Raw genomic sequence first — 21,787 nt, forward strand, 5'->3', positions numbered from 1 at the left:
AAAATCAGGCCCGGTCGGGCGCGGCCAGCAGCCAGGTGACAAGCGGTGTGCTGTTGCGATGAGGATGGGGCGGGGGCGCGGCGTGAGTGCAATCTCCCGCGCTGCCGGAACTGTTGAAAGCACTGCTGGCGGCGGCCAGTCCGAAGTCGGACCCTGCTCCGGCCAGCATGCCGGGCGCCCAAGCAGGCAGATCGGTATGGGCGACATGGCGCCATGTCCCATCGGGCGCGGGCAGGTGATCGATGCGCCGGCGCACCCGCAGACCCAATTCCCAACCCAGCCGTTCCAGACAGAACAGAGTGCCCTGTGTTGTCAGGCCAAGGATGGCCTTAGGCTGGACTGCGCTTGTGAGCACGGCATCATGCCACAGCGCCAGCGGGTCGCCGCGCAGGGCGACGGTGCGGGCGCCCCATGCATGCGCAGCGGCGGCAAAGGGGCCGCCCTGCGCATGTGCGATGTCGATAAAGGCGAGCAGTTTGTAGCTGTGGTTGGCTGGTAAGGTGGTTCCGATGGCGGGGGTGCCAGCGAGGGCGGCGGTGCCGACCGCTCCCTGAAGGAACAGGCGTCTGGTGGCCAAGGCTCTCTCCTGCTTTTGTTTGAGCCCTGCTAAAATCAATATTGATGTGTGTCAATGAAGTATTGAGTTAAACTTGGGCGGTGGTATTTTTGCCTGTCATTCGCATCAATTGCCCATGCAAAACGAATCGCGCATATATGACAACACCCTCCGGCCATAGGGTCGGAGGGTGTCCGGCTTCCTTTGTGCTCTGTCAGCGAGGTTTAGCGCAGGCCGAACAGTTTTCCTCGCAGTGAGTGTAGATGTGCACGCATCTGCCGCTCGGCCTCGACCGGATCATGGTTGCGAATCGCCTCGACAACCAGGCTATGCTCGTCATCGGTGTTTTCCTTGGGGCCGGGTTCGGCGCCAAACACCTGGTCGATCCGGCGGTCGAGCGTGAACTTCATCTGGGCGCGCAAAGTGTCATAGAGCGTCAGCATCAGCGAATTACGCGTCGCCTGCGCAATGGTGCGATGCAGCTTTTCATCCAGTCTTTTCCATTGCAACATCGACCCGGCCAGCTTCATTTCTGCCAAACAATTGTCCATTATTGCAAGGTCTTCCGCAGTTGAATGCATCGCTGCTTCGGCCGCCAGCGGGGGTTCGAGCAGCAAGCGCGCCTGAAGAATATCGTCCATGCTGAAGGAGGAGCTGGCCGCCGGTGCGTCGATCAGCTTGCGCGGGCCAATAAAGGTGCCCTTGCCGACATGGCGCCAGATCGCCCCCTCGGCTTCCAGCCGTTTGAGCAGGGTGCGCAGCCGTCCGCGCGATACGCCAAGCTCTTCGCTCAGTCTGGGTTCGGGGGGCAGGCGCTCCTCCCCGCGTTCGAGCGTCTGGTCCAGATAGGTCCGCAAGCGGGCTAGGTCGGTTTCGGGCAATTCTTCCTCCTGATGACCTTGCGGGTAGCATATGAATTGCGGTGCGGAAATAAATTCATTTGCCAAATTGACGCGCATCAAATGTGTAATTATGTCATGTGCATCGATCCGGGCGGCGTTGCTGTCCGATCCGAAAAATATCCGAGGGAATAGGGATGGGCTTGCATAATACACTTCTGCTTTCCGACGCTGACGTCCGCGCCGCATTTGACTGGGGCGCGGCGGTCGCTGCGCTGGGGCAGGCCTATGGCGCTGCGGCGGGCGAGGCACAGTTTCCGCCGCGCAGTATGGCGCGCGGAGATGGCCTGTGGCTGCGTACGCTGACCGGGGTGATGCCGGGGCAGAAGGTGATCGGGGCCAAAATGATCGCCGCTTCGATGACGGCGCGCGCCGCCTCCTATCTCATCCCGCTGTTCGATGGCGAGACGATGGAGTTGACCGCGCTGATGGATGGGGCCTCGGTGACGGGCCTGCGTACGGCGGCGACTTCCGCTTTGGCGGCTCGACGGCTTTGCCTCAGCCCCGCGCCCAGCATAGCTGTGATTGGTTCGGGCTTTGAGGCGCGAACCCATCTGGAGGCCATGGCCCGCTCTGGCCCGCTGGGCGAGGTGTTGGTCTACAGTCCGCGTGAGACCAGTCGGGCCGCCTTTTGCGGCGCCATGGCGGAAAAAGGTATCGTCGTGAAGCAGGTTGATAGCGCGCAGGCGGCCATTGCCAACGCGGAACTGGTGATTTGCGCTGCGCGTTCGCGTGACGAAAGCCCGACCATGATGGGCGCATGGCTGCGCCCCGGCATGACGGTGGTGTCCATAGGCTCGACATTGCCGGAGCAGCGTGAGCTTGATCCCGAAGCGATTGCGCGGGCCGATCTGATTGTGGCCGATATGGTCGAAGAGGTCGCCCATGATACTGGCGATATGATCGCTGCGGACGAGGCTGGGGTTAAGTTCATCGCCAAATTGGTAAGCCTGAGCGATGTGATTTCCGGCACGCATCCGGGACGGAGCGCACCCGATCAGGTCATACTCTACAAATCGGTCGGCGCGGCGATTCAGGATCTGGCCGTGGCCTCGCTCTGCGCGGAAAGGGCCCGTGTGGCGGGCCTCGGCACTACAATCCCTGCCCCGATCATCCCGGTGAACAAGGGTAAGTAACCCCTTTCGAAAGGTCGATTATGCCCAGCTATACCAGATCCGAGGCCCGCGCATGGGCGCGTGAAAAGATGCTTGGGGTTGCCAATGTGGTTATCCCGACCATGACCGGCGATTTCAAGGGACTGAACGAGATCGCCACCCGCCACGACATCGAAAAGACCATCGAACACGGCTTCGTCGGCACGCTTGCCTGTTCCGAAGTGGCGATGACTTTGGCCGAGTATCACCGATTTGTGCAGGTCATGGTCGAACAGGCCGCCGGGCGCATCTTTGTCGTCCATCATGCCGTGTTCAACACGCTGGAGGACAATATCGAGGCCGCCCTGCTGGCGCAGCAGGCGGGTGCGGAGCTGGTTTTGCTGGGTTATCCGCCCTTCTTCTATCCCAAATCGCTGGAGGATGTTTACGCCTATACCAAGGCGTTTTGCGATGCGGTCGATATGGCGGTGATGTTGTTTCCGATCCCGACATGGGGCTTTGGCCGGTTCAGTCCGATCGATATGCCGGTCGATCTGCTGCGGCGTCTGGTCGATGATTGCCCCAATGTTGTCTCGATCAAGGCCGAGGGCGGGATGCCGCATATCATGGGGCCGATCGAGGTGCATCGCGCCTTTCATGAGGAAGTCGTCATCTCCTTTCCGATGGAGCATGAGTTCATCCCGTTGGCGCAATTGATCGATGTGCCCTTTTGCGGGACCAATTTTTCTGCTTTCTTTGGTCCGGTTTTGCCCGGAATTTTCAACATGATCCGCGATGGCCGCTTCGACGAGGCCACCGCCGAGTTCCACCGCATCGACCCCGCGCGCAAGGCTTTTGCCGGCGTGCCGCAGGCGGGCAATGGCCTGATCAACCGGATGATGTGGAAATATGAAGGCTGGCTTCAGGGCTATAATGGCGGCCCGCTGCGCCATCCCACGGCGCGGGTCTATCAGCGCGACATGATGGCATTGCGGCGCGGGCAAGAGATCGCGGGCCTTAATCCCACCAGCGATGCCGACGAATTATTCTTTATCGGCCGCAATCCGGCCTGAGGGGGGAACTGTTATGGAAAATCCCATCCCCCTCCCGCTGAAGGACCCCAGCCTGCTGCGCAGCGCGATGCTGATCGGCGGGCAATGGGTTCAGGCCGACAGTGGCGAAACATTGGATGTGCGCAATCCGGCCAATGATGCGCTGATCGCGCGCGTGCCCAAGGGTGGTGCGGCCGAAACGCGCCGCGCCATTGAGGCGGCGGAAAGGGCATTGCCCGCATGGCGCGCGACTTTGGCCAAGGAACGTTCGACCATCCTGCGCCGGTTCTATGATCTGATGATGGAGAATATCGACGATCTGGCCCTGCTTATCACCTCGGAACAAGGCAAACCCTTGACCGAAGGGCGCGGCGAGGTGCTCTATGCCGCCAGTTTCATCGAATGGTTCGCCGAGGAAGCCAAGCGCATCAATGGCGAGATTATTCCGCAAAACCTGTCCGGACGGCGCATTCTGGTGCAAAAGGCGCCGGTGGGCGTGTTTGCCGCGATCACGCCGTGGAATTTCCCCGCCGCGATGATCACCCGCAAGGCCGGGCCGGGCTGGGCGGCGGGCTGCACCGGGGTCATCAAACCCGCCAGCCAGACCCCGCTGACCGCGCTGGCGCTTGGCGGTTTGGCGCAGCGCGCGGGGCTGCCCGCAGGCGTGTGCAATGTCGTTACCGGGTCGGCCGGGGCGATTGGCGGGGAATTGACCGCCAATCCCACGGTGCGCAAATTGTCCTTTACCGGATCGACGGAAATCGGCGCGCTCCTGCTCGAGCAATGCGCGCCTACGATCAAGCGGACCAGCATGGAACTGGGCGGAAACGCGCCTTTTATCGTGTTTGACGATGCCGATCTGGAAGGCGCGATCCGTGCCGCGATGATGGCCAAATATCGCAATTCGGGCCAGTCCTGCATCGGCGCCAACCGCTTTCTGGTGCAATCGGGCATCCATGACGCCTTCGTCTCGCGGCTTGCCGAGGAAACGGCGAAACTGACCGTGGGCGAGGGCACGGCAGAGGGCGTGGCCATCGGACCGCTAATCGACGCTGCCGCCGTGGCCAAGGTTGAGGAGCACATCGCCGACGCCCTCTCCAAAGGCGCCGCAATCGCGGCAGGCGGCGCGCGCCATCCTCTTGGCGGCAGCTTTTTTCAGCCTACGGTCTTGAGCGGCGTGCCTCGCCACGCCCTAGTCTTTGCCGAGGAAACCTTTGGCCCGGTTGCCCCGGTCTTCCGCTTCGACACTGAGGGTGAGGCGATTGCGCTGGCCAATGACACGCCATTTGGCCTCGCTGCCTATGTCTGCGCGCGCGATGCGGGCCGGATCTTCCGCGTGATCGAGGGGCTGGAGTTCGGCATGGTCGGGGTCAACGAAGGGCTGATCTCCACCGAGGTCGCTCCCTTTGGCGGGGTCAAGGCATCGGGCCTTGGCCGCGAAGGCGCGCATGTCGGCATCGAGGAATATCTGGAAACCAAATATGTCGCGCTGGGCGGCATCTGATCCCGGATAAATCACTAAATTACAATAAAATAAATCCGTCTATACGGGGAGGATTACAAGATGAAAAACATCACCTTTCTTGCCACCACCATCTCGGTCTTTGCTCTGGCCGGGGCCGCTCATGCGCAGACATCGGCCCAAACACCGCAGGCCGAAACCGGCGCGGGCATTGGCGAAATCATCGTCACGGCCCAGCGCCGGGCGGAATCTTTGCAAAAGGCGGCGATCCCGATTGACGCCGTGCGCGGCGATGCCTTGGTCCAGCGCGGGATTTCCAATGCGGCCGATCTGACCAAGGCGGTTCCGGCGCTGAGCATTCCCGCGCCCGGCGGCTCGGTCGCCTCGATCTTCATCCGCGGCGTGGGCAATATCACCACCAGCAGCTATAACGACCCCGCCGTCACGCCCAGTTTCGACGGCGTCGTGCTGGGGCGCAGCGGAGGCATGTTTGGCGCCGCCTTCTATGACCTGGCGCGGGTGGAGGTGCTGAAAGGCCCGCAGGGCATCCTCTATGGCCGCAATGCCACGGGCGGCGCGATCAACGTTCTGCCCGCGCGCCCGGAACTGGGCAAGAACGGGATGGGCGTCAATCTGGCCTATGGCAATTACAATCAGGTCGATGTTGATGCCCATGTCAATCTGGCCACCGGCGAGCATAGCGCGCTGCGTATCGCGGGCGCGCTCTTTTCCCACGATGGCTATAACAAAGATGGCACCGATGATGCCAAGCGCCGATCGCTGCGCGCCCAGTTCCTTTATGAGCCGTCAAGTGACCTGTCGCTGCGCATCGGTGGGGACTACAGCCATGTTGGCGGATTGGGCGTTGGGGGCGATTATCTTGGCTCCTTCGCGCCATCGGCCACGGGTTATGTCTTCACCCCATCGGGCCTGAGTGCGGGCGAGGGGTTCAACAGCGCGGCCAGCAATGCCTATCGCAAGACCCAGCTTGGCGGGCCAGGCATGGATTTCCGCCAGGCCATGCAAAGCGCGCTCAGCCAGAACATCACTTATTGGGGCGTCCATGCCGAGGCCAATGTGCAAACCTCCATCGGCAAGTTGACCGTGATCCCGGCCTATCGCGACACGCAGGAACATTCGATCATCTACGCTCCCGCCTTCAACACCGGCAGCGTCAATGAAAGCACCAATCAGACCAGCCTTGAAACCCGGCTTGCAGGCAAACGCGGCATGATGGACTATGTGTTGGGCGGCTTTTACTTCAAGGAGAATATCCGGGCGAGCAACATATACAATCAGGAATTCGTCCTGCCGATCCAGAACTATCGCGTTACCACTGAAAGCTGGGCCTTGTTCGGGCAATTGACCGCGCATATCGGCAACAGCTTCCGTCTGGTGGGCGGGGCGCGCTATACGCATGATACCAAGTCGATCGACGGCCTGATCAACAATATCATCGTTTCCTGCGCCAACACGACCACGCCGCCCTTCTGCATCGGCCAGATGCCGCATATGCCCAACCTGTTCAGTGCCGATGCGGCGATTGGCTGGCTGGGCAGCAATGGCTATATCAATCCGTCGGCGGGTTTCACCGTTCCGGGCAGCAATGCGACTGCTGGTACGGTGGTTTACGGGTTGAACAGCGGCGCAGGGCAGATCGTCAAAACCTATAATAACATCAAGCAAAGCTCGCCCTTTTCCCGCGTGACTTGGAAGGTTTCGGCCGAATATGATGTTGCGCCCACCAGCCTGCTCTATGCCACGGTGGAAACCGGATATCGCGCGGGCGGCTATCAGATGGTCGATTCACCCAGCAAGATCCAGTATAAGCCTGAATTCATCACGGCCTTCACCGTGGGATCGAAAAACCGCTTCTTCAACAACCGGGTGCAATTGAACCTTGAGGGTTTCTACTGGAAATATCGCGATCAGCAGATCGCCTATTTCACCGTCGATTCCAACGGCACGCTGATCAATTCCAATGAAAACGCCGGGCGCTCGACGATCAAGGGCTTCGATGTCGATCTGGTGGTCAAACCCGCCTCGGGCACGACGCTGAGCGGCAAGGTGCAATATCTCGATACGGTCTATAATGACCTGCATCTGACCTCGGCCTCGCCCTTTGACAATTTCAATTGCCCCTCCAGCCTGACCGGCACTTTCAGCAATGGCGCGCCGGTCAAAAGCTTCAACTGTTCGGGGCGACCCTTGCTGTTCTCGCCCAAATGGACGGTCAATCTGGGCGCCGAACAGGTCATTCGCGTCGATGAGAAGCGCGAACTGGTTGCCAATGTGAACACCGCATGGCGCGACGATCAGTGGGCGGCTTTTGAATTCCTCGATTTCGAACATGTGGCCGCCTATTGGACCACCGACGCCTCGCTGGCCCTGCGCAGCGCCGAGGGCGGTTGGTCGCTGACCGCCTATGTCCAGAACCTTGAGAACAAGCGCCGCAATCTGGCCCCGCAATCCTCGCCCATGGGTTTTGCCATCGCCCATTATTCGGCGCCGCGTACGTTTGGCCTGCGTTTGTCGGCCAAGTTCTGATCCGGGTGTGGGCACGGGGACTTCATGTTCCCGTGCCCTACTAGGGGCGATCCTGATGCGCTTTCTCGATCTCGATCTCAACCTGCTGGTTGCGCTCGACATTCTGCTGACAGAGCGTAGCGTGACCGTGGCGGCGGATCGGCTTTGTCTTACCCAATCGGCCATTTCCAATTCGCTCAAACGGCTGCGGCTCTATTTCGGCGACGATCTGCTGGTGATGCAGGGGCGGCAATTGGTGCTGACCCCAAGGGCGGAGGAACTGGTCGAGCCGGTGCGCGCGCTGTTCGCCACAATCACCGCGACCATCACCGCCACGCCGCGTTTCGATCCCGTTACCGCCGATCGCCAGATTTGCATCATGGCTTCCGATTATGCCGCGCATGTGCTGCTGGCCCCAGTGCTGCGCCGCCTTGAAACGCTCGCGCCTTTGCTGCGGATCGCCATCCTGCCTATGGCCGATGCGCCGCATGAGGCGCTCGAACGCGGGCATATCGACCTGTTGCTGACGCTGGAATCCGCGCTAAGTCCCGATCATCCCAGCCAGTTTCTGTTTGCCGACGATCATGTGATTCTGGGCTGGGCGGGTAATGGCGCGATGCGCGAAGAGATGGATTCGGCGCTGTTCTTTTCGCTGGGCCATGTCGTATGCCGCTTTGGCCGCGCCGGTGTGCCGACTTTCGATGAACCCTATTTGGGCCGGATCAGGAAGCGGCGGGTCGAAATGGTCGCGCCCTCCTTTGTCGAACAGGCTGGTCTGATTGCCGGATCGCGGCGGATCGCCGTCACCTATCGCCACTTGGCCGAGCAGCTCGCCCGCTTCATGCCTTTGGTCATCCGCGAATTGCCCTTTGCCATTCCGCCCATCCGCGAGGCTGTGCAATGGCGGATCAGCAACGACGACGACGAGGCGATCCGCTGGCTGGTCGGCGTGCTTGCCGAAACAGCCGGCGGTCTGCGGGGCTGATCTTACACCGGCTGCGACAGGGCGATCACGCTTTCGCCCATGATCTGGGCGATGCGGTGGTCATGGCCGCCTTCCTGCTCCAATTGGCCGATGAGCACGCTGTTTTCCACAACCATGCGGCTGCGTTCCCAGCGGCGCTGGCCAAAGGCGCGCCACGCCGCCTCGACATCCTGCGCCCCAGCCAGCATCTGGCCCACCAGCAGCCCATCCTCGACCGACAGGCCCGCGCCCGATGCCAGATGGGGCGTGGTCGAATGCACAGCATCGCCGATCAGCCCCACGCGGCCCTTGTGCCAGGGCAGGGGGATCAGGATCGCTTCGAGCGGGCGGTAGTTGATGGCCGAATCCGGCCCGATCCCCTCGCGCAGCCCGGCAATCGTCCCCCCGATCGGGGCCAGCAGCGCGCGCATTCTTTCGACCAGCTCGCCATCGGGCACATGTGGGTTGCCCGGCATTTTCACATTGGCAAACAAATACATCTTGTCGGGCGAGCAGGGGTTGACCCCCACCTTGTAATCCGGGCCGAAATAGATCTCCGGGCTGGTGACATGGGCCGGGCGGTCGGCCAGCAGGCGCCAGCAGCCCTGTCCGGTAAACCGCGCGCGCGGCGCGTCGGGCAGGATCATGCCGCGCGTGGCCGAGCCGAAGCCATCGGCACCCACCACCGCGTCATAGCGTCCGCGGCCGCCATCGCTGAAACGCACGGTGACGCCGTCATCATCCTGGGCAATATCGGTGATGGTGATGCCCAGCCGCACTTTGGCGCCCAGTTCCAGCACTCTGGCCGAAAAGATCGCGTGAAGATCGGGCCGCAGGATTCCGCCCGCCTGCGGCAGGCCATCTTCGAGCGAGGGGGCCAGATTTTCACGCTGAAACACCCCATCCTTGGAAAAGAACTTGGTCCTGTCCGACAGATAGCCCTTTTCGCGCACACTATCGAGCAGGCCCAGCCTGTCAAAGGCGCGCAAGGTCGGCCCGGTGATCGTCATCCCCGCGCCCAGCGCACGCCATTGCGGATCGACATCGATCAATTCCACATCCGCGCCGCATTGGCGCAGCGAAATGGCCGCCGACATGCCACCGACCCCGCCCCCCACGATCAGGAAGGATTTCGCATTCACCGACATGTCTCTCTCGCCCCTAATTTTTTCTGCCTGCTTCTATGCCGCAAGGGCCGCCGGGAGAGAAACGCATGGATCTGGATTTTGATTATCCATGGAAATGATGGCTCAGGCTCTTTTGCAGCCCGCTGCGCTCGATTATCATCATCACAACAACAATCCTTTACGCAATTGCCGTCTTATCATCAGGCCTCGACAGGCCCATTTGGCGGCCACACCCGCTGCCAAACACCAGTGGTTCAACGGTTTTCTGACCTGTCAGGAGCCGGGCCAAAGGGCAATAAGAGACAGCGGGCGCAGGAGGAATATCATGAAGTCTGTCATCTATACTGCCGTTGCTGCTGTCGCTCTGGCCGCTGTTGCCGCCCCCGCTGCGGCCAATGCCCAAAGCTTTACCGGCCCCTTCGTCGGCGTTCAGGGCGGCTGGGAAGAAAATGACGTGCGCAACCCCGGCACCGCGCTTGGCGTCACCCCTCTGGCCCAGACCAGCGATACCGGTACGCTGGGCGTGTTCATGGGCTATGACCATGAAGTCTATCCCCGCATCGTCGTGGGCGCGCAGGCCGAAGTGAACTTTCCGATCAGCTCGCGCTTTGGCAACGGGCTGGCCGCAATCTCGCCCAAGCGTTCGGTCGATTTGTCGCTGCGCGCCGGCTATCTGGTGACGCCCAAGACGCTGGCCTATGTACGCGGTGGCTACACCAACGCGCTGGTCGGTGCGAATATCGGCAACATCCATAGCTCTGATGATCGCGATGGCTGGCTGCTTGGCGGCGGTGTCGAGCGCAAGCTGACCGACAAGGTCTCGGCTCGCGTCGAATATCGCTACAGCGATTTCAGCGAAGGCAATGGCCGGTTTGACCGTCACCAGATCTTTGCCGGCGTTGCCTACCGCTTCTAAAATCTGACCTTTCGGCCAAGCGCGCGCGCATGGACCGGTTCAACGCCGGCCAATGCTCCGTCCACCCCCCAATGCGCCTTGGCCGCTGTCACCGCGGACCAGCACCATCCGCTGGTCCGCGGGCTTTTTTGGGCCCGACCGTGATATTGGCCAGCGCGAAATCGATGAAACTGCGCACCGAAGGCAGGATGCCGCGCGGGGTGGGATAGACAATGAACAGGCTGTATTCGGGCGTGAACCAGTCGGGCAGCACGCGCACCAGATCGCCATCATCCAGCCGCGCATCGACCAGCGGTTCGGGCAAAAGCGCAAGGCCAAGCCCTGAACAGGCCGCCTCAATCTGGATCTGAAGATCGCCCGTCACCAGGCGCGGCTGGAAATCCAGTTTGAAGGACACATCCTCCTCATTGAGCATGGTCCAGCGGGCGCTTTCATCCACCATGTCGGTATGGCGCGCGATGATCGGCATGTCGATCAGATCGGCCGGATCGCGAAAGGGCGGATGCTGGGCCAGAAAATCGGGATGGGCCACGAGGATGCGCCGAATGCGCCCGATTTCGCGCGCGACAAGGCTGCTGGAATCGGGAAATTGTGCTTGTGCCGACAGGATCACATCGAAACGGTCCTCCAGCGGGTGAAGCTGGCGATCGGTGGATTCGACCACCACAGACACTTTGGGATGGGCCGCCAGATAGCGTGGCAGGATGGGGGCGAGGAAATTCTGGGCGATGATGACCGGGCTGCCCACGCGAATGGTGCCCGATGGCTCGCGTTGAAATTCCAGCACGCTTTCGCAGGCCACCCGCGCCCCGTCGATCACCAGCATGCAGCCTTCATAAAAACTCTTGCCCGCCTGGGTCAGCACAACGCTTCGGGTTGAACGCTGGAGCAGGCGAACATGCAACCTTTCCTCAAGCGCGGCGACATGGCGGCTCAGCCGGGCCTTATCAACGCCGGTCGCGCGCGATGCGGCGGTAAAGCCGCCATGCTCGACCACGGCGGCGAAAAAGGCAAAATCGTTGAGATCCATCATGATGCGGGTCGCCCCCTCAGAGCATCCGGCCCCGGGGCCGATGATCGCGGCCGATACGCCTTTTCGATGCGCAGAGCCACCCGGATCGCGAAGTTTTCCCGTTTCTCCTGCCTGCTTGACGCTGATGCGTGAACCGGCCACCAATGGCGCCGCATTTGGCAGGATACAGATCATGGTTTTCAAGGTTTTGCTCGGCTCGCTCGGTGTGATGCTGGGTGCTTCTTCGGCTTTGGCCACGCCGCTGCTGATCGGCAGCTATACCGGGGGCGAGAGCAAGGGCATCTACCTCTATCAATTCGATGATCGCACCGGCCATATCGACCCGCGCCCGACGCAGGTCAGCCCGGCGGAAAACCCGTCATGGCTGGTGCTGTCGGGTGATCATCGTCTGCTCTATGCGGTGGATGAAAACGGCGAGGGCGGGCGCGATCCGGTGGGCCGCGCCTCGGCCTATCGGATGGACCCGGCCAGCGGGCGACTGACCTTCATCAACCGCACATCTTCGCTGGGGGCCGAGCCGACCCATGCCAGCCTGAGCAAGGACGGGCGCTATCTGTTCGTGGCCAATTATGCGGTGTCGGCGGACCCGGGCGGCACGCTTGCTGTGTTGCCGGTGGGCCAGGGCGGGGCGCTGGGGCCGGCCACGCAAATCAAGACCTATCGCGCCAGCATGGTCAATCCCGCGCGACAGGCCTCGCCCCATGTCCATTCGGTTGTTTCCTCGCCCGATGGCCGGTTTGTTTTCGTTCAGGATCTGGGGGGCGACCGGATCTATGCCTATCGCTATGACCCGGCCCGGCGCGAGATGCCGCTCTCGGCGCTGCGCGATCAGCCTTTTGCTGAAATGCCAGCAGGATCGGGCCCGCGCCATCTGATTTTTTCGCCCGATGGCCGCCATGCCTATGTCACGTTGGAAATGACCGGACAGGTGGCGGTGCTGGACCATAGCGAGGGCCATTTGACGCTGCGTCAGACGGTCACGCTGGCGCCCGAAGGCTTTGCGGGCAAGGTGGGTGCTGCGGCGCTGCATTTCTCGCCCGACGGCCGTTTCCTCACGGTCACCAATCGCGGCAGCGACAATCACCTGCTCAGCTATGCGATTTCGCCGGTTGATGGATCGCTCAAACTGGCCGACCGCCGGGCGGTCGAGGGCAATGAGCCACGTGAATTCGCCTTTTCGCCCGATGGCCGCTTTGTCCTGATCGCCAATCAGCGCAGCCATGGGGTCAAAGTGTTCCGCCGCGATTCCGCCAGCGGCGTGGTTGGGCCAGAGGTGGAGACGCTGAGCATCGATCAGGCCTCGGACCTCAAATTCCTCTCGCGATAGCTTGGCTTTTCGCACCGTTCATTCAGCCACAAGTCACAGTCGCGGTCGGATAATAGATTAACGGTCTGGCCATATCCCTTTGGCCATCCCGGCGCGATGGCATAAAAACAATATGTCGCGCAGGGCGGACCACGATTGGATCATGGAGGCTGTCATGACGATGAAAAGAACCTTCTCGCTTCTGCTGCTGGGCCTCAGCACGCTGCCTCTGGCGGCCTGCGCGGATGATTATGGCTATGGCGTCCGCGCGGGCTATGGGCCGGGGCCCTATGCCTATAACGGGTGGTATGATGGCTATTACGGCTCGATCTATGACGGTTACTGGGGCAATGACGGATATTTCTATTACCGTCGCGGGCTTGGCGACCGGGTGTATATCCGAGGTGATCGAGGCCATTTCATGCGTGAGGCGCCGCGCGGACCGCATAATTTCCAGCCCTTCCATGGATCCATGTCGCCCGGAGAGCGGATGCAGATGCCGCATTTCCCCGGTGGTGGGGGCGGCGGCAGGCAGGGGGGCGGAGGTGGCGGCGGCCACCGTCACCGGTAATTCGTTTGGGGGAGGCGACCGCCTCCCCCAAACGCATCAGAAACGCAGAGATCCGCGAATGCCAAAGGTGCGCGGCGCGCGCAGTTGATTGTACAGCACACCATTCTTGACCGGGCTTTGAAAGCTGGCGGAAAAGACCCTGGTATCCTCGATATTGTTGACAAAGGCGGTCAACGTATAGCGCCCGCCCGCCGGTTCATACGCCAGCCGGGCGTTGCTGGTGGTATAGGCCCCCTGACGCCCATCGGGCAGATAGTCGATGGAGACATAGCTGGCGCTCTGGATGCGGGTGTCGGCGCCAAAGGTCAGGTTGGCTCCGTCCGCCAGATCGAACTTATGCTCATAGGCCAGATTGATCGTCCAGTCAGGCGCATTGACCAGCGGACGGCCCGAACAGTCAACGCTGAAGATGGCCGCGCCCGTGGTGGCGGCAATGCGCGAGGTGGGCGCAACCGCGCAACCGGCCGCAGGCGTCGCCCCGGACGAGGAATAGGCGTAATAGCCAAAGGTCTTGTAGCGCGCGTGAAGCCACTGAATATCGGCGGTCAGCAGGTCATGGGGCGTGGGCTTGAACAGCACTTCGGCCTCAAGACCATAGAGCTTGGCCCCGCCCGCGTTCTCGGTCAGAAACACCGGGGCATAGACCGCACCGCCCGGCGTTGTCGCCACCTGAACCGGGCCGAGATGCGAAATCTGCTGGTTGCGATAATCCCACCAGAAGGCCTCGACATTCAATTGCAGGCGGTTGTCGAGAAAGCGGTTCTTGGACCCGATCGTATAGGCGGTCAGGTTTTCGGGCGCGGAATAGTTCTGCCCCGATGCGGCATAGAGCGCGCCCGATTTGAACCCGGTCGCCACCGAGGCATAGAACAGGCTGCGCGGGGCGACGTCATATTCGACGCCTGCTTTCCATGTGGCCTTGCGGAAATGGATGTCCGTTGTGGCCACCGCAGGGATGCTGGCGAAAATGGGTGTGAAATTGCCGGTGCCGGGGCTGACAAAGCCGACGAAGGGCATGGTGGTGAAATTGGTCGCCTGCTGTTTGCGATCATCGGTATAGCGCAGGCCCCCCGTCACGCGGAACGTGGGCGCCAGCGTCACGGTTGCCTGGCCAAAGGCGGCGAGGCTTTGCGTATCGAGCAGCGAATTGACCTGCAACCCGTTGCTGCCCTGATCATAGCGCTGGTTGGCGTCGACATGTTCGTTGAACCAATAGGCGCCCGCCACCCAGTTTACCGGGCCGGAGCGATTGGCAAGCCGCGCCTCGACCGAACCCTGACGCGATTTTTCAATGTCGCGGATCAGGAAGGAGGAGGCATAGGACAGGAAATTGAGGTCCGTCTTGCGCCATGCCGGGATCACCGTCAGCGTGGCAAAACCCAGATCGGCATTGGCGGTCAGCGCCGCGCCATAATAGCTGTTGTCCTGAAACCCGTCGCCCTTGGCGGTGATCTGGGGCACGGGCGCGGTGGGGCTCTTGCTCAAATAGGCGGCCACCACCGCCGGATCGCTCGGCCCAAGGCGGCCATTGCCGAGCAGGGGCATGATCGTGCCGCCCGAACCCTTGCCGCCCACATGGCCGTAATCCAGCATCAGCGTGGCATTGATCCCGGCGCGATTGTCGAACTTCACCTGACCGCGCAGGGCGCCGGTGTTTTCATCGTCATAGCCATCGCTCATATAGCCGTCGTGGCGGGCATATTGGCCCGAAAGCCGCGCGGCCCATTGTTCGCCCAGCGCCAGATTGATCGCCGCCGAGGTCTTGAACGCATTGTAATTGCCATATTCGGCGTTCACGAAACCGCCCGTCTCGCCCAGCTTGGGCTTGGCCGTGATGACATTGAGCGCGCCGCCGCTGGCATTGCGGCCATAGAGCGTGCCTTGCGGACCTTTCAGCGCCTCGATCCGTTCCAGATCGTAGAACAGCGCGGCAGGGGCGGCCGGGCGCGACAGGTAAATACCGTCGAGGTTGAAGGCCACGCCCTGCTCGGCAAAGGCATTGGCGCCGAAACTGCCGATGCCGCGCATATAGATCTGGGTGAAGGAGGCCGCAGGGGCCACCTGCAAGGCGGGCACCAGACGCGACAGGTCGGTCGCCTGCGTCACCGATTGTTTGACCAGCGTGTCGCCCGTAACGGCGCTGACGGCAAGGGCGGCCTTTTGCAGATTTTCCTCGCGCCGCTGAGCGGTCACCACGATGTCCTGCAGGCCCGCATTTTGGCCCACATTGGGGCTTTGCGCCATCGCCGGCCCGGCGATCAAGGCGGACGCCATCAGCAGATATTTCAAGTGCATGCTCATCTCCCCATGTGATTTTTATGGGGCAAGGATGGCAGGGGCTGTTGCATAAGAGAAATATTTTGTATTTATCCAATGAATAACAAAAACGAATGAGAATATGCGCTTCAAAGGACTCGACCTCAATCTGCTTCAGGTTCTCGATGTGCTGATCGACCGGCGCAGCGTGACCCGTGCGGCCCAGCAACTGCATGTCAGCCAGCCCGCGATCAGCGCGGCCCTGTCGCGCCTGCGCCGCCATTTTGACGATGCGCTGGTGGTTCAGCACGGCAAGCATATGGTGCCCACGCCCTTTGCCCTGCGGCTGCAGCCGGGGCTCAAGGCAGTGCTGGGCGATCTGGACGCGCTGGTGGGCACACCGGCCCATTTCGATCCGGCCACATCCACGCGGGTGTTCCGTATGATGGTTTCGGATTTCATCCTTGTCGCGGTGCTGGGCGATCTCTTGCCGCAAATCGAGAGCGAGGCCCCGGAACTGCGCTTCGTCATCGTGCCGCCCCACGATCAGGCCATCGCCATGCTGGAGGCGGGCGAGATCGACCTGCTGATCACCCCGCGCAATTATGTCAGCGAAAAGCATCCGGCGGTGTCCTTTTTCAAGGAGCGCCATGTTGTGGCCGGATGGAACGACAATCCCCTCATGGCCCGCCCGACCACGCTGGAGGATATGCTGGATGCCAGCTTCATCTCGGTTCAGATCGGGCGGACGGTCAGTTCATCCTTCGCCATCCACGAATTGAGCCAGATGGGCATCACCATCAACAGCGCGCTGACCACCACGACCTTTGCCGCGGTGCCGCAATTGCTGATCGGCACGGGGCGTCTGGCGATCCTGCATGAATCGCTGGCGCGCAAGGCGGCGCAATATCTGCCCATCAGTTACTGGCCGCTGCCGGTGACCATCCCCACCATGGACGAGGCGATCCAATGCCACCGCGCCCGCGCCGAGGACCCGGCGCTGATCTGGCTGATCGAGCGTTTCACCCAATGGGCCGAGCGCGTGATGGAAGAGCGCGAAGGGCGGGGCTGATCAGCCCTCATGCTCGCGCGTCAGGCATCGGGCGATGAACTGGCGGGTGTGGCGCCCGCCCGCATCGCTGGCGATGTCGATCATCGGCAGGTCAGGCATGTCGCGCATCCGCGCCTGCTGTAATTCCAGCACTTCCATATCCTCGGCAAAGGTGCGGGCGGTCTGATCAAAGACCTCGTCGGGAATGCCGTCGGTCAGGATGTTGGTGGCCATCGACCAGAAGTAATGCGTGGTCGTTTCGGTTTCCGGCGTGATGCCATGAAAGCCCAGCATCGAGAAACCATGCTCGCGCCGCCCGTCATAGGCCCCCGTGCCCGGATCGCAGGCGCCGGTGTGGATGCGGATCATCACCGGTTCGAACTCGATCTCCTGCCAGCGGTCCACCTTGCCGGTAAAGCCCGCGGCGGCAACATAGGTGGGCGGCGGATCGGAATCGGGCATATGGCGCAGGACGCGCACGCCATTGGGCAGCTTTTCCGATTGGGTTTTGGTGCGGAAATGCAGGTCCGGATCGCCGCCGATCGTGTGGGCATGGATATAGGGCAGGTGCGAGAGATCCATCAGATTATCGACCAGCAATTGCCAATTGCCCGCCACATGGAAATAGGAACTGCGCCAGGCCAGTTTGGGATCGTCATGCACCGGATAATCGGGGATCAGCGCCGGATCGGCCCTCTCCGCATCGCCCATCCAGATCCACAGCAAGCCCTGCCGCTCGATCAGGGGATAGGCGCGGACGCGGGCGATATCGGGGATCTTATCCTGCGCCGGAATGCGGGTGCAGCGCCCGTCTCCGCCGAACTCCATGCCATGATAGGGGCAACGGATCGCTTCGCCCACCACCGGCCCGCTCGACAGCGCCATGGCGCGATGGGCGCAGCGGTCGTCCAGCGCGAAGACCTTGCCCGCCTCGCTGCGCCACAGAACGACCAGGCGGTTCAAGAACGTGCGCGCCACCCGCGCGCCGGGCGCCAGATCGGCGGCCCAGCCCGCGACATACCAGATGTTGCGAAGGAATGGCTTGGTAGTCATGTGGCTTCTCTCTCCCTGCGGTTGCGGGGAGATTAGAAGCATCTGGCATAATCCGTCAGACTGTTTGATATAATCATGATAATCAGCCAGACGGATTATGATGCATGGACTATCGCCGCTTTGACCTAAACCTGCTGGTGGTGCTCGACGCCTTGCTGGAGGAGCGCGGCGTCCATGCCACGGCCCGCCGTCTGGGCATGAGCCAGCCCAATGTCAGCTTTGCTCTGGCCAAATTGCGCCGGGCGATGGGCGATCAACTGCTGGTGCGCGACGGGGCGGGGATGCGCCCGACGGCACTGGGCGAAGCCTTGCGCGATCCGTTGCGCCGCCTGCTGCATGGGGTGGAGCATGACATTCTGGCCGGGCGTCATTTCGATCCGGCGGGCGCCACGCGGCATTTTGTGCTCTCCACCTCGGATATTGGAGAGCTGGTGTTTCTGCCGCGCCTGATGCAGGAATTGGAGCGCGCCGCGCCACAGGTGACGCTCGAATGCCGCTCGCTGCGCCCGACCGATCTGGTGCAGGCGATGGGAGCCGGGGCGGTCGATCTGGCGCTGGGCTATTTCCCCGATTTGGGGCAGGGGCCTTTCATGACGCAAAAGCTGTTCGACCATCCCTTCACCTGCATCATGCGTGAGGGGCATCCGGCGCTGGATGCGCCTTGGACGCAGGAGGCCTTTCTGGCGCTGGGCCATATCGTCGTTTCCTCCAGCGGGCGCAGTCAGGAACTGTTCGAGATACAGCTCGATTCCATGGGACTGCGCCGCCGTGTCGCGCTGCAATCACCCCATTTCATGAGCGTGCCGCTGCTGGTGGCCGGCTCGGATCTGATCAGCACCGTGCCCAAGGCGGTGGGGGCCATTTTTGCCAGTATGGCCCCGCTGCGTCTGATCGATCCGCCCTTTGCCGCACCGCTGATCGGCATCGCGCAATATTGGCATTTGCGGGTGCAGGACGATCCGGGCGTGATCTGGCTGCGCTCGCTGATTGCGCGGCTGTTTCTGGGGCGCGATCCTTCGCCGCTTAACCCAGATGCAGCGCCGCGATGACGCCCGCAAACACCAGATAGAGCAGCCCCATCCCCGCCAGCAGCCCACGTGAGGCCATGCCGCGCCGGAACACAAGGAACATGATAAGGATCGCCGCCATCGTTGCGCCTGCGGCCACCAGCAGGGGCGGCGTGAGCAGCCATGGCGTGAAGAACAGGCCCAGCGCGGTGGGGATCGTTGCTTGAATCATCATCGCGCCCGAAATATTGGCCAGCGCCAGCCTATACTTGCCCTGACGCACCCAGATTATGGCATTCATCGTTTCAGGCAATTCGGTGGCGATCGGGCTGAACAGCAGGGCCAGCAATTGCGGACGCAGGCCCAACGCCGGCCCCAGCGCTTCCAATTGCCGCACGAAAGTCTGCGAGGCGACAAAGATCACCACCAGCGCCGCCAGTACCTGAAAGATGGCCATGCCCGTGGCGGGCACCGCGCGCCGGGACTGGAATTTCAGCGGTTCGATGCCTTCTTCGGCATCATCGCCTTCGCCGCCCAACTCCTGACGGACATACAGCGCATAGGCGGCAAGGAACAGCACGCCCAGCCAAGGTTTCCACGCAAAGGCGATCAGGCCCAGCGTGATCTTGGCGGCAAAGATGGCGAGGAACCAGCCCTGATCCTTGCTGAGATGGAGAAAGGTGTGCGCGATTTCAGGTGAGGCAGCAAGCCGCCGCCCCGTCAGCAGCAGCACCACGCCCACCGTGGCATAGGCAATGGTCGAGAGCGCCAGCGGGCCGCCCAGCGCCGCGCCCACGCCCAGTTCCTTGGCCGCAGCCCCCGTGCCAAAGGCCACCGCCACCAGCGTGACCACGCTTTCGGGCAGGGCGGTGCCGAAAGCGGCCAGAATCGTGCCGGTCGCCTTCTGGCCCACGTCCAGCTTTTCGCCGACCCATTCGACGCCATTCACGAAATATTCGCAGGCCAGATAGATCACGACAGCTGACCCGAGCAGCAGCGCGATGGTGATCGTCAAAGAAGACATGAACAGATTCCACAGGGCCGGGTATTGGACACATGAACCGGGCACGCGCCCGACCCCGAGTGCATGCCGATCCATGGTCTCGCCGAACCGTAAAGGCCGCACATGCCATGGCCGAGGCCAAGTTTGTTGACATGCGCTCCGCTGAAAATGCGGATGGCTACTCCCCAAGGGAGGTCGCGCTTTGGCCCTTTCCGGCCCGCATGTCAACCGGAGGGATGGGGCAGTACGATTTCCCGGGTGATGCCGATGGCGTTGAGGAAGGCGCGATCATGGCTGATGACGAAGATCGCCCCGTCATAGGCGCGTAACGCGCGCTCCATGACCTCGATCGAGGGCAGATCGAGATGGTTGGTCGGTTCATCCAGCAACAGCAGAGGCGGCATGGAACGCGCCGAAAGGATGCAGGCCAGACCCGCGCGCAGACATTCCCCGCCGCTCAATCCGGCCACGATGCGGTCCGCCTCAACATTGCGAAAGGCAAATCGGGCCAATGCCGCTCGCGCCTCATTTTCGGTAAGAGCAGTATTGAGCCGTCGCATATTGTCGAGGATCGTGGCGCCATGGTCGAGAATGTCGACATGCTGATCGAGGATGGCCAGCGGCTCATCGGGCCGCCTGATCGCCCCCGAATGCGGCGCCAATTGCCCGCAGGCCAGCTTGAACACCGTACTCTTGCCCGCCCCATTGCGCCCGGTCAGAGCGACCCGCTCGGGGCCTTGCAGAGTGAAGGAGAGGTCATCCACCACCTTCCGCCCCGCCGCATGCCATGAAACATGGTCAAAGGACAGCAACTGTCGATGGGCGGGAAAAAGCGAGGAAGGCAGTTCGATTTTCAGCGGTGTCGCGATGTCCAGCCGTGCCTTGGCATTGGCGAGCAGGGCCGAAGCCTCGACAACCTGTTGATCGGACAACACCCGGCCCCGTCCGCCTGTGTTTTGCGCCCTCTCGCGCTGACGGCCCAGCAGGATTTTGGGCGCGCTGCCGCTGGCGGCATAGGCCTCGCCGCGGCGGTCGCGGCGGGCCTGACGTTCGCGGACCTGTTGCGCCTGCCGCGCGGCGGCGCTCCTTTCGCGCTCGGCCTGTTCGACATCGGCCTCCATCCGGGCCTGCGCTGCATCGCGCGCCTCGACATAGGAGGACCATCCGCCGCCATGCCATGTCGTGCCGGTGGGCGATAGGGCCAGGATACCATCGACATGATCCAGCAAGGCGCGATCATGGCTGGCGATCAGCGCCCCGCCGCGCCAGTCGGCCAACAGGCCCGCCATCGCCTCACGCCCGTCGGCATCAAGATTGTTGGTCGGCTCGTCCAGAAGCAACAGGTCGGGCCCATCGAGCCACAGGCGCGCTATGCTCAGCCGGGTCCGTTCTCCGCCGCTGAAAGTCGACAGGGCGCGGGCATGGTCCACCGGGCCAAGGCCGGATGCGGCCAAAGCCTCGTCGAGCCTCGCAGGCAGGGTCCAGTCTGCTTCGGCAAAATCCGCTTCGCTGCCCTTCCCGGCCTCGATCCGTTCCAGCCGGGCCAGCGCATCGCAAATCCCCAGCGCTTCGCCTGCTGTCAGGCTTTCCGACGCGGGGTTCTGTCGCACCATGCCGATGGTGCCCATCCGCGTGATATGGCCCGACAGAGGCGAGATTTCGCCCATGATCGCGCGCAGCAAGCTGGATTTGCCCGAACCATTGCGTCCGACAAGGCCGATGCATTCACGATTCAGGCTGAGAGAGAGATCGGAAAACAGCACGCGCCCGGCGGGCGTGGCGATGGAAACGCCATCAAGAGTGAGAAACGCAGGCATAATGACACCGGAAAATTGCAAAACAGGACGGGCTTGATCAGCGCGCCTTCCGGTCCATTTTATCCTCCTGCAGGCATGCCGGCCCAGTGCCGAT

Annotated in this window: 18 protein-coding genes and 1 riboswitch; of the genes, 10 read left to right on the forward strand and 8 right to left on the reverse strand. The window is 62.1% G+C overall.

The genetic code is table 11. From position 1 onward, the window contains the following. Positions 1–4: 4 nt before the first annotated feature. The gene (locus FHW96_RS06780; protein ID WP_172339786.1) at positions 5–577 is read right to left on the reverse strand and encodes a hypothetical protein; all 573 of its coding nucleotides are present in this window, start codon (positions 575–577) and stop codon (positions 5–7) included. 203 nt (positions 578–780) lie between these two features. Further along, positions 781–1,437: a FadR/GntR family transcriptional regulator gene (locus FHW96_RS06785; protein ID WP_253950793.1), complete on the reverse strand. Its 657-nt coding sequence runs from the start codon at positions 1,435–1,437 to the stop codon at positions 781–783. A 161-nt stretch (positions 1,438–1,598) separates the two neighbouring features. On the opposite strand from FHW96_RS06785, the gene FHW96_RS06790 reads away from it, so the two are divergent. Genes FHW96_RS06790 through FHW96_RS06810 form a run of 5 tightly spaced genes read left to right on the forward strand, consistent with a single transcriptional unit; the run spans position 1,599 to position 8,574 of the window. After that, on the forward strand, positions 1,599–2,591 hold the full coding sequence (locus tag FHW96_RS06790) for an ornithine cyclodeaminase family protein (protein ID WP_216650806.1): 993 nt from the start codon (positions 1,599–1,601) through the stop codon (positions 2,589–2,591). A gap of 20 nt (positions 2,592–2,611) precedes the next feature. After that, positions 2,612–3,622 carry a dihydrodipicolinate synthase family protein gene (locus tag FHW96_RS06795; protein WP_172339788.1) on the forward strand — a complete coding sequence of 337 codons (1,011 nt, stop codon included), beginning with the start codon at positions 2,612–2,614 and terminating at the stop codon, positions 3,620–3,622. Positions 3,623–3,635: 13 nt separating this feature from the next. Continuing rightward, entirely contained in the window at positions 3,636–5,105 is a 1,470-nt protein-coding gene (locus tag FHW96_RS06800) for an NAD-dependent succinate-semialdehyde dehydrogenase (RefSeq protein ID WP_172339789.1), read from the forward strand. Positions 5,106–5,165: 60 nt separating this feature from the next. Further along, positions 5,166–7,610 carry a TonB-dependent receptor gene (locus FHW96_RS06805; protein WP_172339790.1) on the forward strand — a complete coding sequence of 815 codons (2,445 nt, stop codon included), beginning with the start codon at positions 5,166–5,168 and terminating at the stop codon, positions 7,608–7,610. Positions 7,611–7,665: 55 nt separating this feature from the next. Next, positions 7,666–8,574 (forward strand): LysR family transcriptional regulator, encoded by a 909-nt coding sequence (locus FHW96_RS06810; RefSeq protein ID WP_172339791.1) that lies wholly within the window; start codon positions 7,666–7,668, stop codon positions 8,572–8,574. A gap of 2 nt (positions 8,575–8,576) precedes the next feature. On the opposite strand, the gene FHW96_RS06815 is transcribed toward FHW96_RS06810, so the two are convergent. Further along, a complete protein-coding gene (locus FHW96_RS06815) occupies positions 8,577–9,701 on the reverse strand; it encodes an FAD-dependent monooxygenase (RefSeq protein ID WP_172339792.1) in 1,125 nt (374 codons plus the stop codon). 304 nt (positions 9,702–10,005) lie between these two features. Here FHW96_RS06815 and FHW96_RS06820 point away from each other — a divergent pair, with 304 nt between their 5' ends. Beyond that, on the forward strand, positions 10,006–10,596 hold the full coding sequence (locus FHW96_RS06820) for an outer membrane protein (RefSeq protein ID WP_172339793.1): 591 nt from the start codon (positions 10,006–10,008) through the stop codon (positions 10,594–10,596). A gap of 88 nt (positions 10,597–10,684) precedes the next feature. On the opposite strand, the gene FHW96_RS06825 is transcribed toward FHW96_RS06820, so the two are convergent. Further along, complete coding sequence (locus tag FHW96_RS06825) at positions 10,685–11,629, reverse strand: LysR family transcriptional regulator (protein WP_253950794.1); 945 nt, start codon at positions 11,627–11,629, stop codon at positions 10,685–10,687. Positions 11,630–11,801: 172 nt separating this feature from the next. Here FHW96_RS06825 and FHW96_RS06830 point away from each other — a divergent pair, with 172 nt between their 5' ends. Together FHW96_RS06830 and FHW96_RS06835 are read left to right on the forward strand one after the other, a co-directional pair. Beyond that, positions 11,802–12,956, forward strand: a complete 1,155-nt coding sequence (locus FHW96_RS06830) for a lactonase family protein (protein ID WP_172339794.1) — start codon at positions 11,802–11,804, stop codon at positions 12,954–12,956. A gap of 154 nt (positions 12,957–13,110) precedes the next feature. After that, a complete protein-coding gene (locus FHW96_RS06835; RefSeq protein WP_253950795.1) occupies positions 13,111–13,506 on the forward strand; it encodes a hypothetical protein in 396 nt (131 codons plus the stop codon). Positions 13,507–13,542: 36 nt separating this feature from the next. Here the strand turns inward: FHW96_RS06835 and FHW96_RS06840 are convergent, their stop codons facing one another. Beyond that, the gene (locus FHW96_RS06840; RefSeq protein WP_253950796.1) at positions 13,543–15,801 is read right to left on the reverse strand and encodes a TonB-dependent receptor; all 2,259 of its coding nucleotides are present in this window, start codon (positions 15,799–15,801) and stop codon (positions 13,543–13,545) included. 103 nt (positions 15,802–15,904) lie between these two features. On the opposite strand from FHW96_RS06840, the gene FHW96_RS06845 reads away from it, so the two are divergent. Next, positions 15,905–16,834 (forward strand): LysR family transcriptional regulator, encoded by a 930-nt coding sequence (locus FHW96_RS06845; protein WP_172339796.1) that lies wholly within the window; start codon positions 15,905–15,907, stop codon positions 16,832–16,834. Here FHW96_RS06845 and FHW96_RS06850 read toward each other — a convergent pair whose 3' ends face one another. After that, entirely contained in the window at positions 16,835–17,866 is a 1,032-nt protein-coding gene (locus FHW96_RS06850) for an aromatic ring-hydroxylating dioxygenase subunit alpha (RefSeq protein WP_172339797.1), read from the reverse strand. A gap of 104 nt (positions 17,867–17,970) precedes the next feature. On the opposite strand from FHW96_RS06850, the gene FHW96_RS06855 reads away from it, so the two are divergent. Continuing rightward, entirely contained in the window at positions 17,971–18,915 is a 945-nt protein-coding gene (locus FHW96_RS06855; protein WP_172339798.1) for a LysR family transcriptional regulator, read from the forward strand. Here FHW96_RS06855 and FHW96_RS06860 read toward each other — a convergent pair. Together FHW96_RS06860 and FHW96_RS06865 are read right to left on the reverse strand one after the other, a co-directional pair. Beyond that, positions 18,890–19,897: a sodium:calcium antiporter gene (locus FHW96_RS06860; RefSeq protein WP_172339799.1), complete on the reverse strand. Its 1,008-nt coding sequence runs from the start codon at positions 19,895–19,897 to the stop codon at positions 18,890–18,892. The genes FHW96_RS06855 and FHW96_RS06860 overlap by 26 nt on opposite strands. A 15-nt stretch (positions 19,898–19,912) precedes the next feature. Continuing rightward, a riboswitch (yybP-ykoY riboswitch) is annotated at positions 19,913–20,071 on the reverse strand. Positions 20,072–20,100: 29 nt separating this feature from the next. Continuing rightward, positions 20,101–21,693: an ABC-F family ATP-binding cassette domain-containing protein gene (locus FHW96_RS06865; RefSeq protein ID WP_172339800.1), complete on the reverse strand. Its 1,593-nt coding sequence runs from the start codon at positions 21,691–21,693 to the stop codon at positions 20,101–20,103. Positions 21,694–21,787: the final 94 nt, after the last annotated feature.

Source organism: Novosphingobium sp. SG751A (assembly GCF_013149295.1).
Taxonomy (GTDB): Bacteria; Pseudomonadota; Alphaproteobacteria; order Sphingomonadales; family Sphingomonadaceae; genus Novosphingobium.

Bases quoted from the DNA above. Each gene is read 5' to 3' on its own strand.
- FHW96_RS06845 (WP_172339796.1), top strand. From the start codon at position 15,905: ATGCGCTTCAAAGGACTCGACCTCAATCTGCTTCAGGTTCTCGATGTG.
- FHW96_RS06795 (WP_172339788.1), top strand. From the start codon at position 2,612: ATGCCCAGCTATACCAGATCCGAGGCCCGCGCATGGGCGCGTGAAAAG.
- FHW96_RS06850 (WP_172339797.1), bottom strand. From the start codon at position 17,866: ATGACTACCAAGCCATTCCTTCGCAACATCTGGTATGTCGCGGGCTGG.
- FHW96_RS06805 (WP_172339790.1), top strand. From the start codon at position 5,166: ATGAAAAACATCACCTTTCTTGCCACCACCATCTCGGTCTTTGCTCTG.
- FHW96_RS06815 (WP_172339792.1), bottom strand. From the start codon at position 9,701: ATGTCGGTGAATGCGAAATCCTTCCTGATCGTGGGGGGCGGGGTCGGT.
- FHW96_RS06835 (WP_253950795.1), top strand. From the start codon at position 13,111: ATGACGATGAAAAGAACCTTCTCGCTTCTGCTGCTGGGCCTCAGCACG.
- FHW96_RS06810 (WP_172339791.1), top strand. From the start codon at position 7,666: ATGCGCTTTCTCGATCTCGATCTCAACCTGCTGGTTGCGCTCGACATT.
- FHW96_RS06830 (WP_172339794.1), top strand. From the start codon at position 11,802: ATGGTTTTCAAGGTTTTGCTCGGCTCGCTCGGTGTGATGCTGGGTGCT.
- FHW96_RS06860 (WP_172339799.1), bottom strand. From the start codon at position 19,897: ATGTCTTCTTTGACGATCACCATCGCGCTGCTGCTCGGGTCAGCTGTC.
- FHW96_RS06840 (WP_253950796.1), bottom strand. From the start codon at position 15,801: ATGCACTTGAAATATCTGCTGATGGCGTCCGCCTTGATCGCCGGGCCG.
- FHW96_RS06865 (WP_172339800.1), bottom strand. From the start codon at position 21,693: ATGCCTGCGTTTCTCACTCTTGATGGCGTTTCCATCGCCACGCCCGCC.
- FHW96_RS06800 (WP_172339789.1), top strand. From the start codon at position 3,636: ATGGAAAATCCCATCCCCCTCCCGCTGAAGGACCCCAGCCTGCTGCGC.
- FHW96_RS06820 (WP_172339793.1), top strand. From the start codon at position 10,006: ATGAAGTCTGTCATCTATACTGCCGTTGCTGCTGTCGCTCTGGCCGCT.
- FHW96_RS06855 (WP_172339798.1), top strand. From the start codon at position 17,971: ATGGACTATCGCCGCTTTGACCTAAACCTGCTGGTGGTGCTCGACGCC.
- FHW96_RS06825 (WP_253950794.1), bottom strand. From the start codon at position 11,629: ATGATGGATCTCAACGATTTTGCCTTTTTCGCCGCCGTGGTCGAGCAT.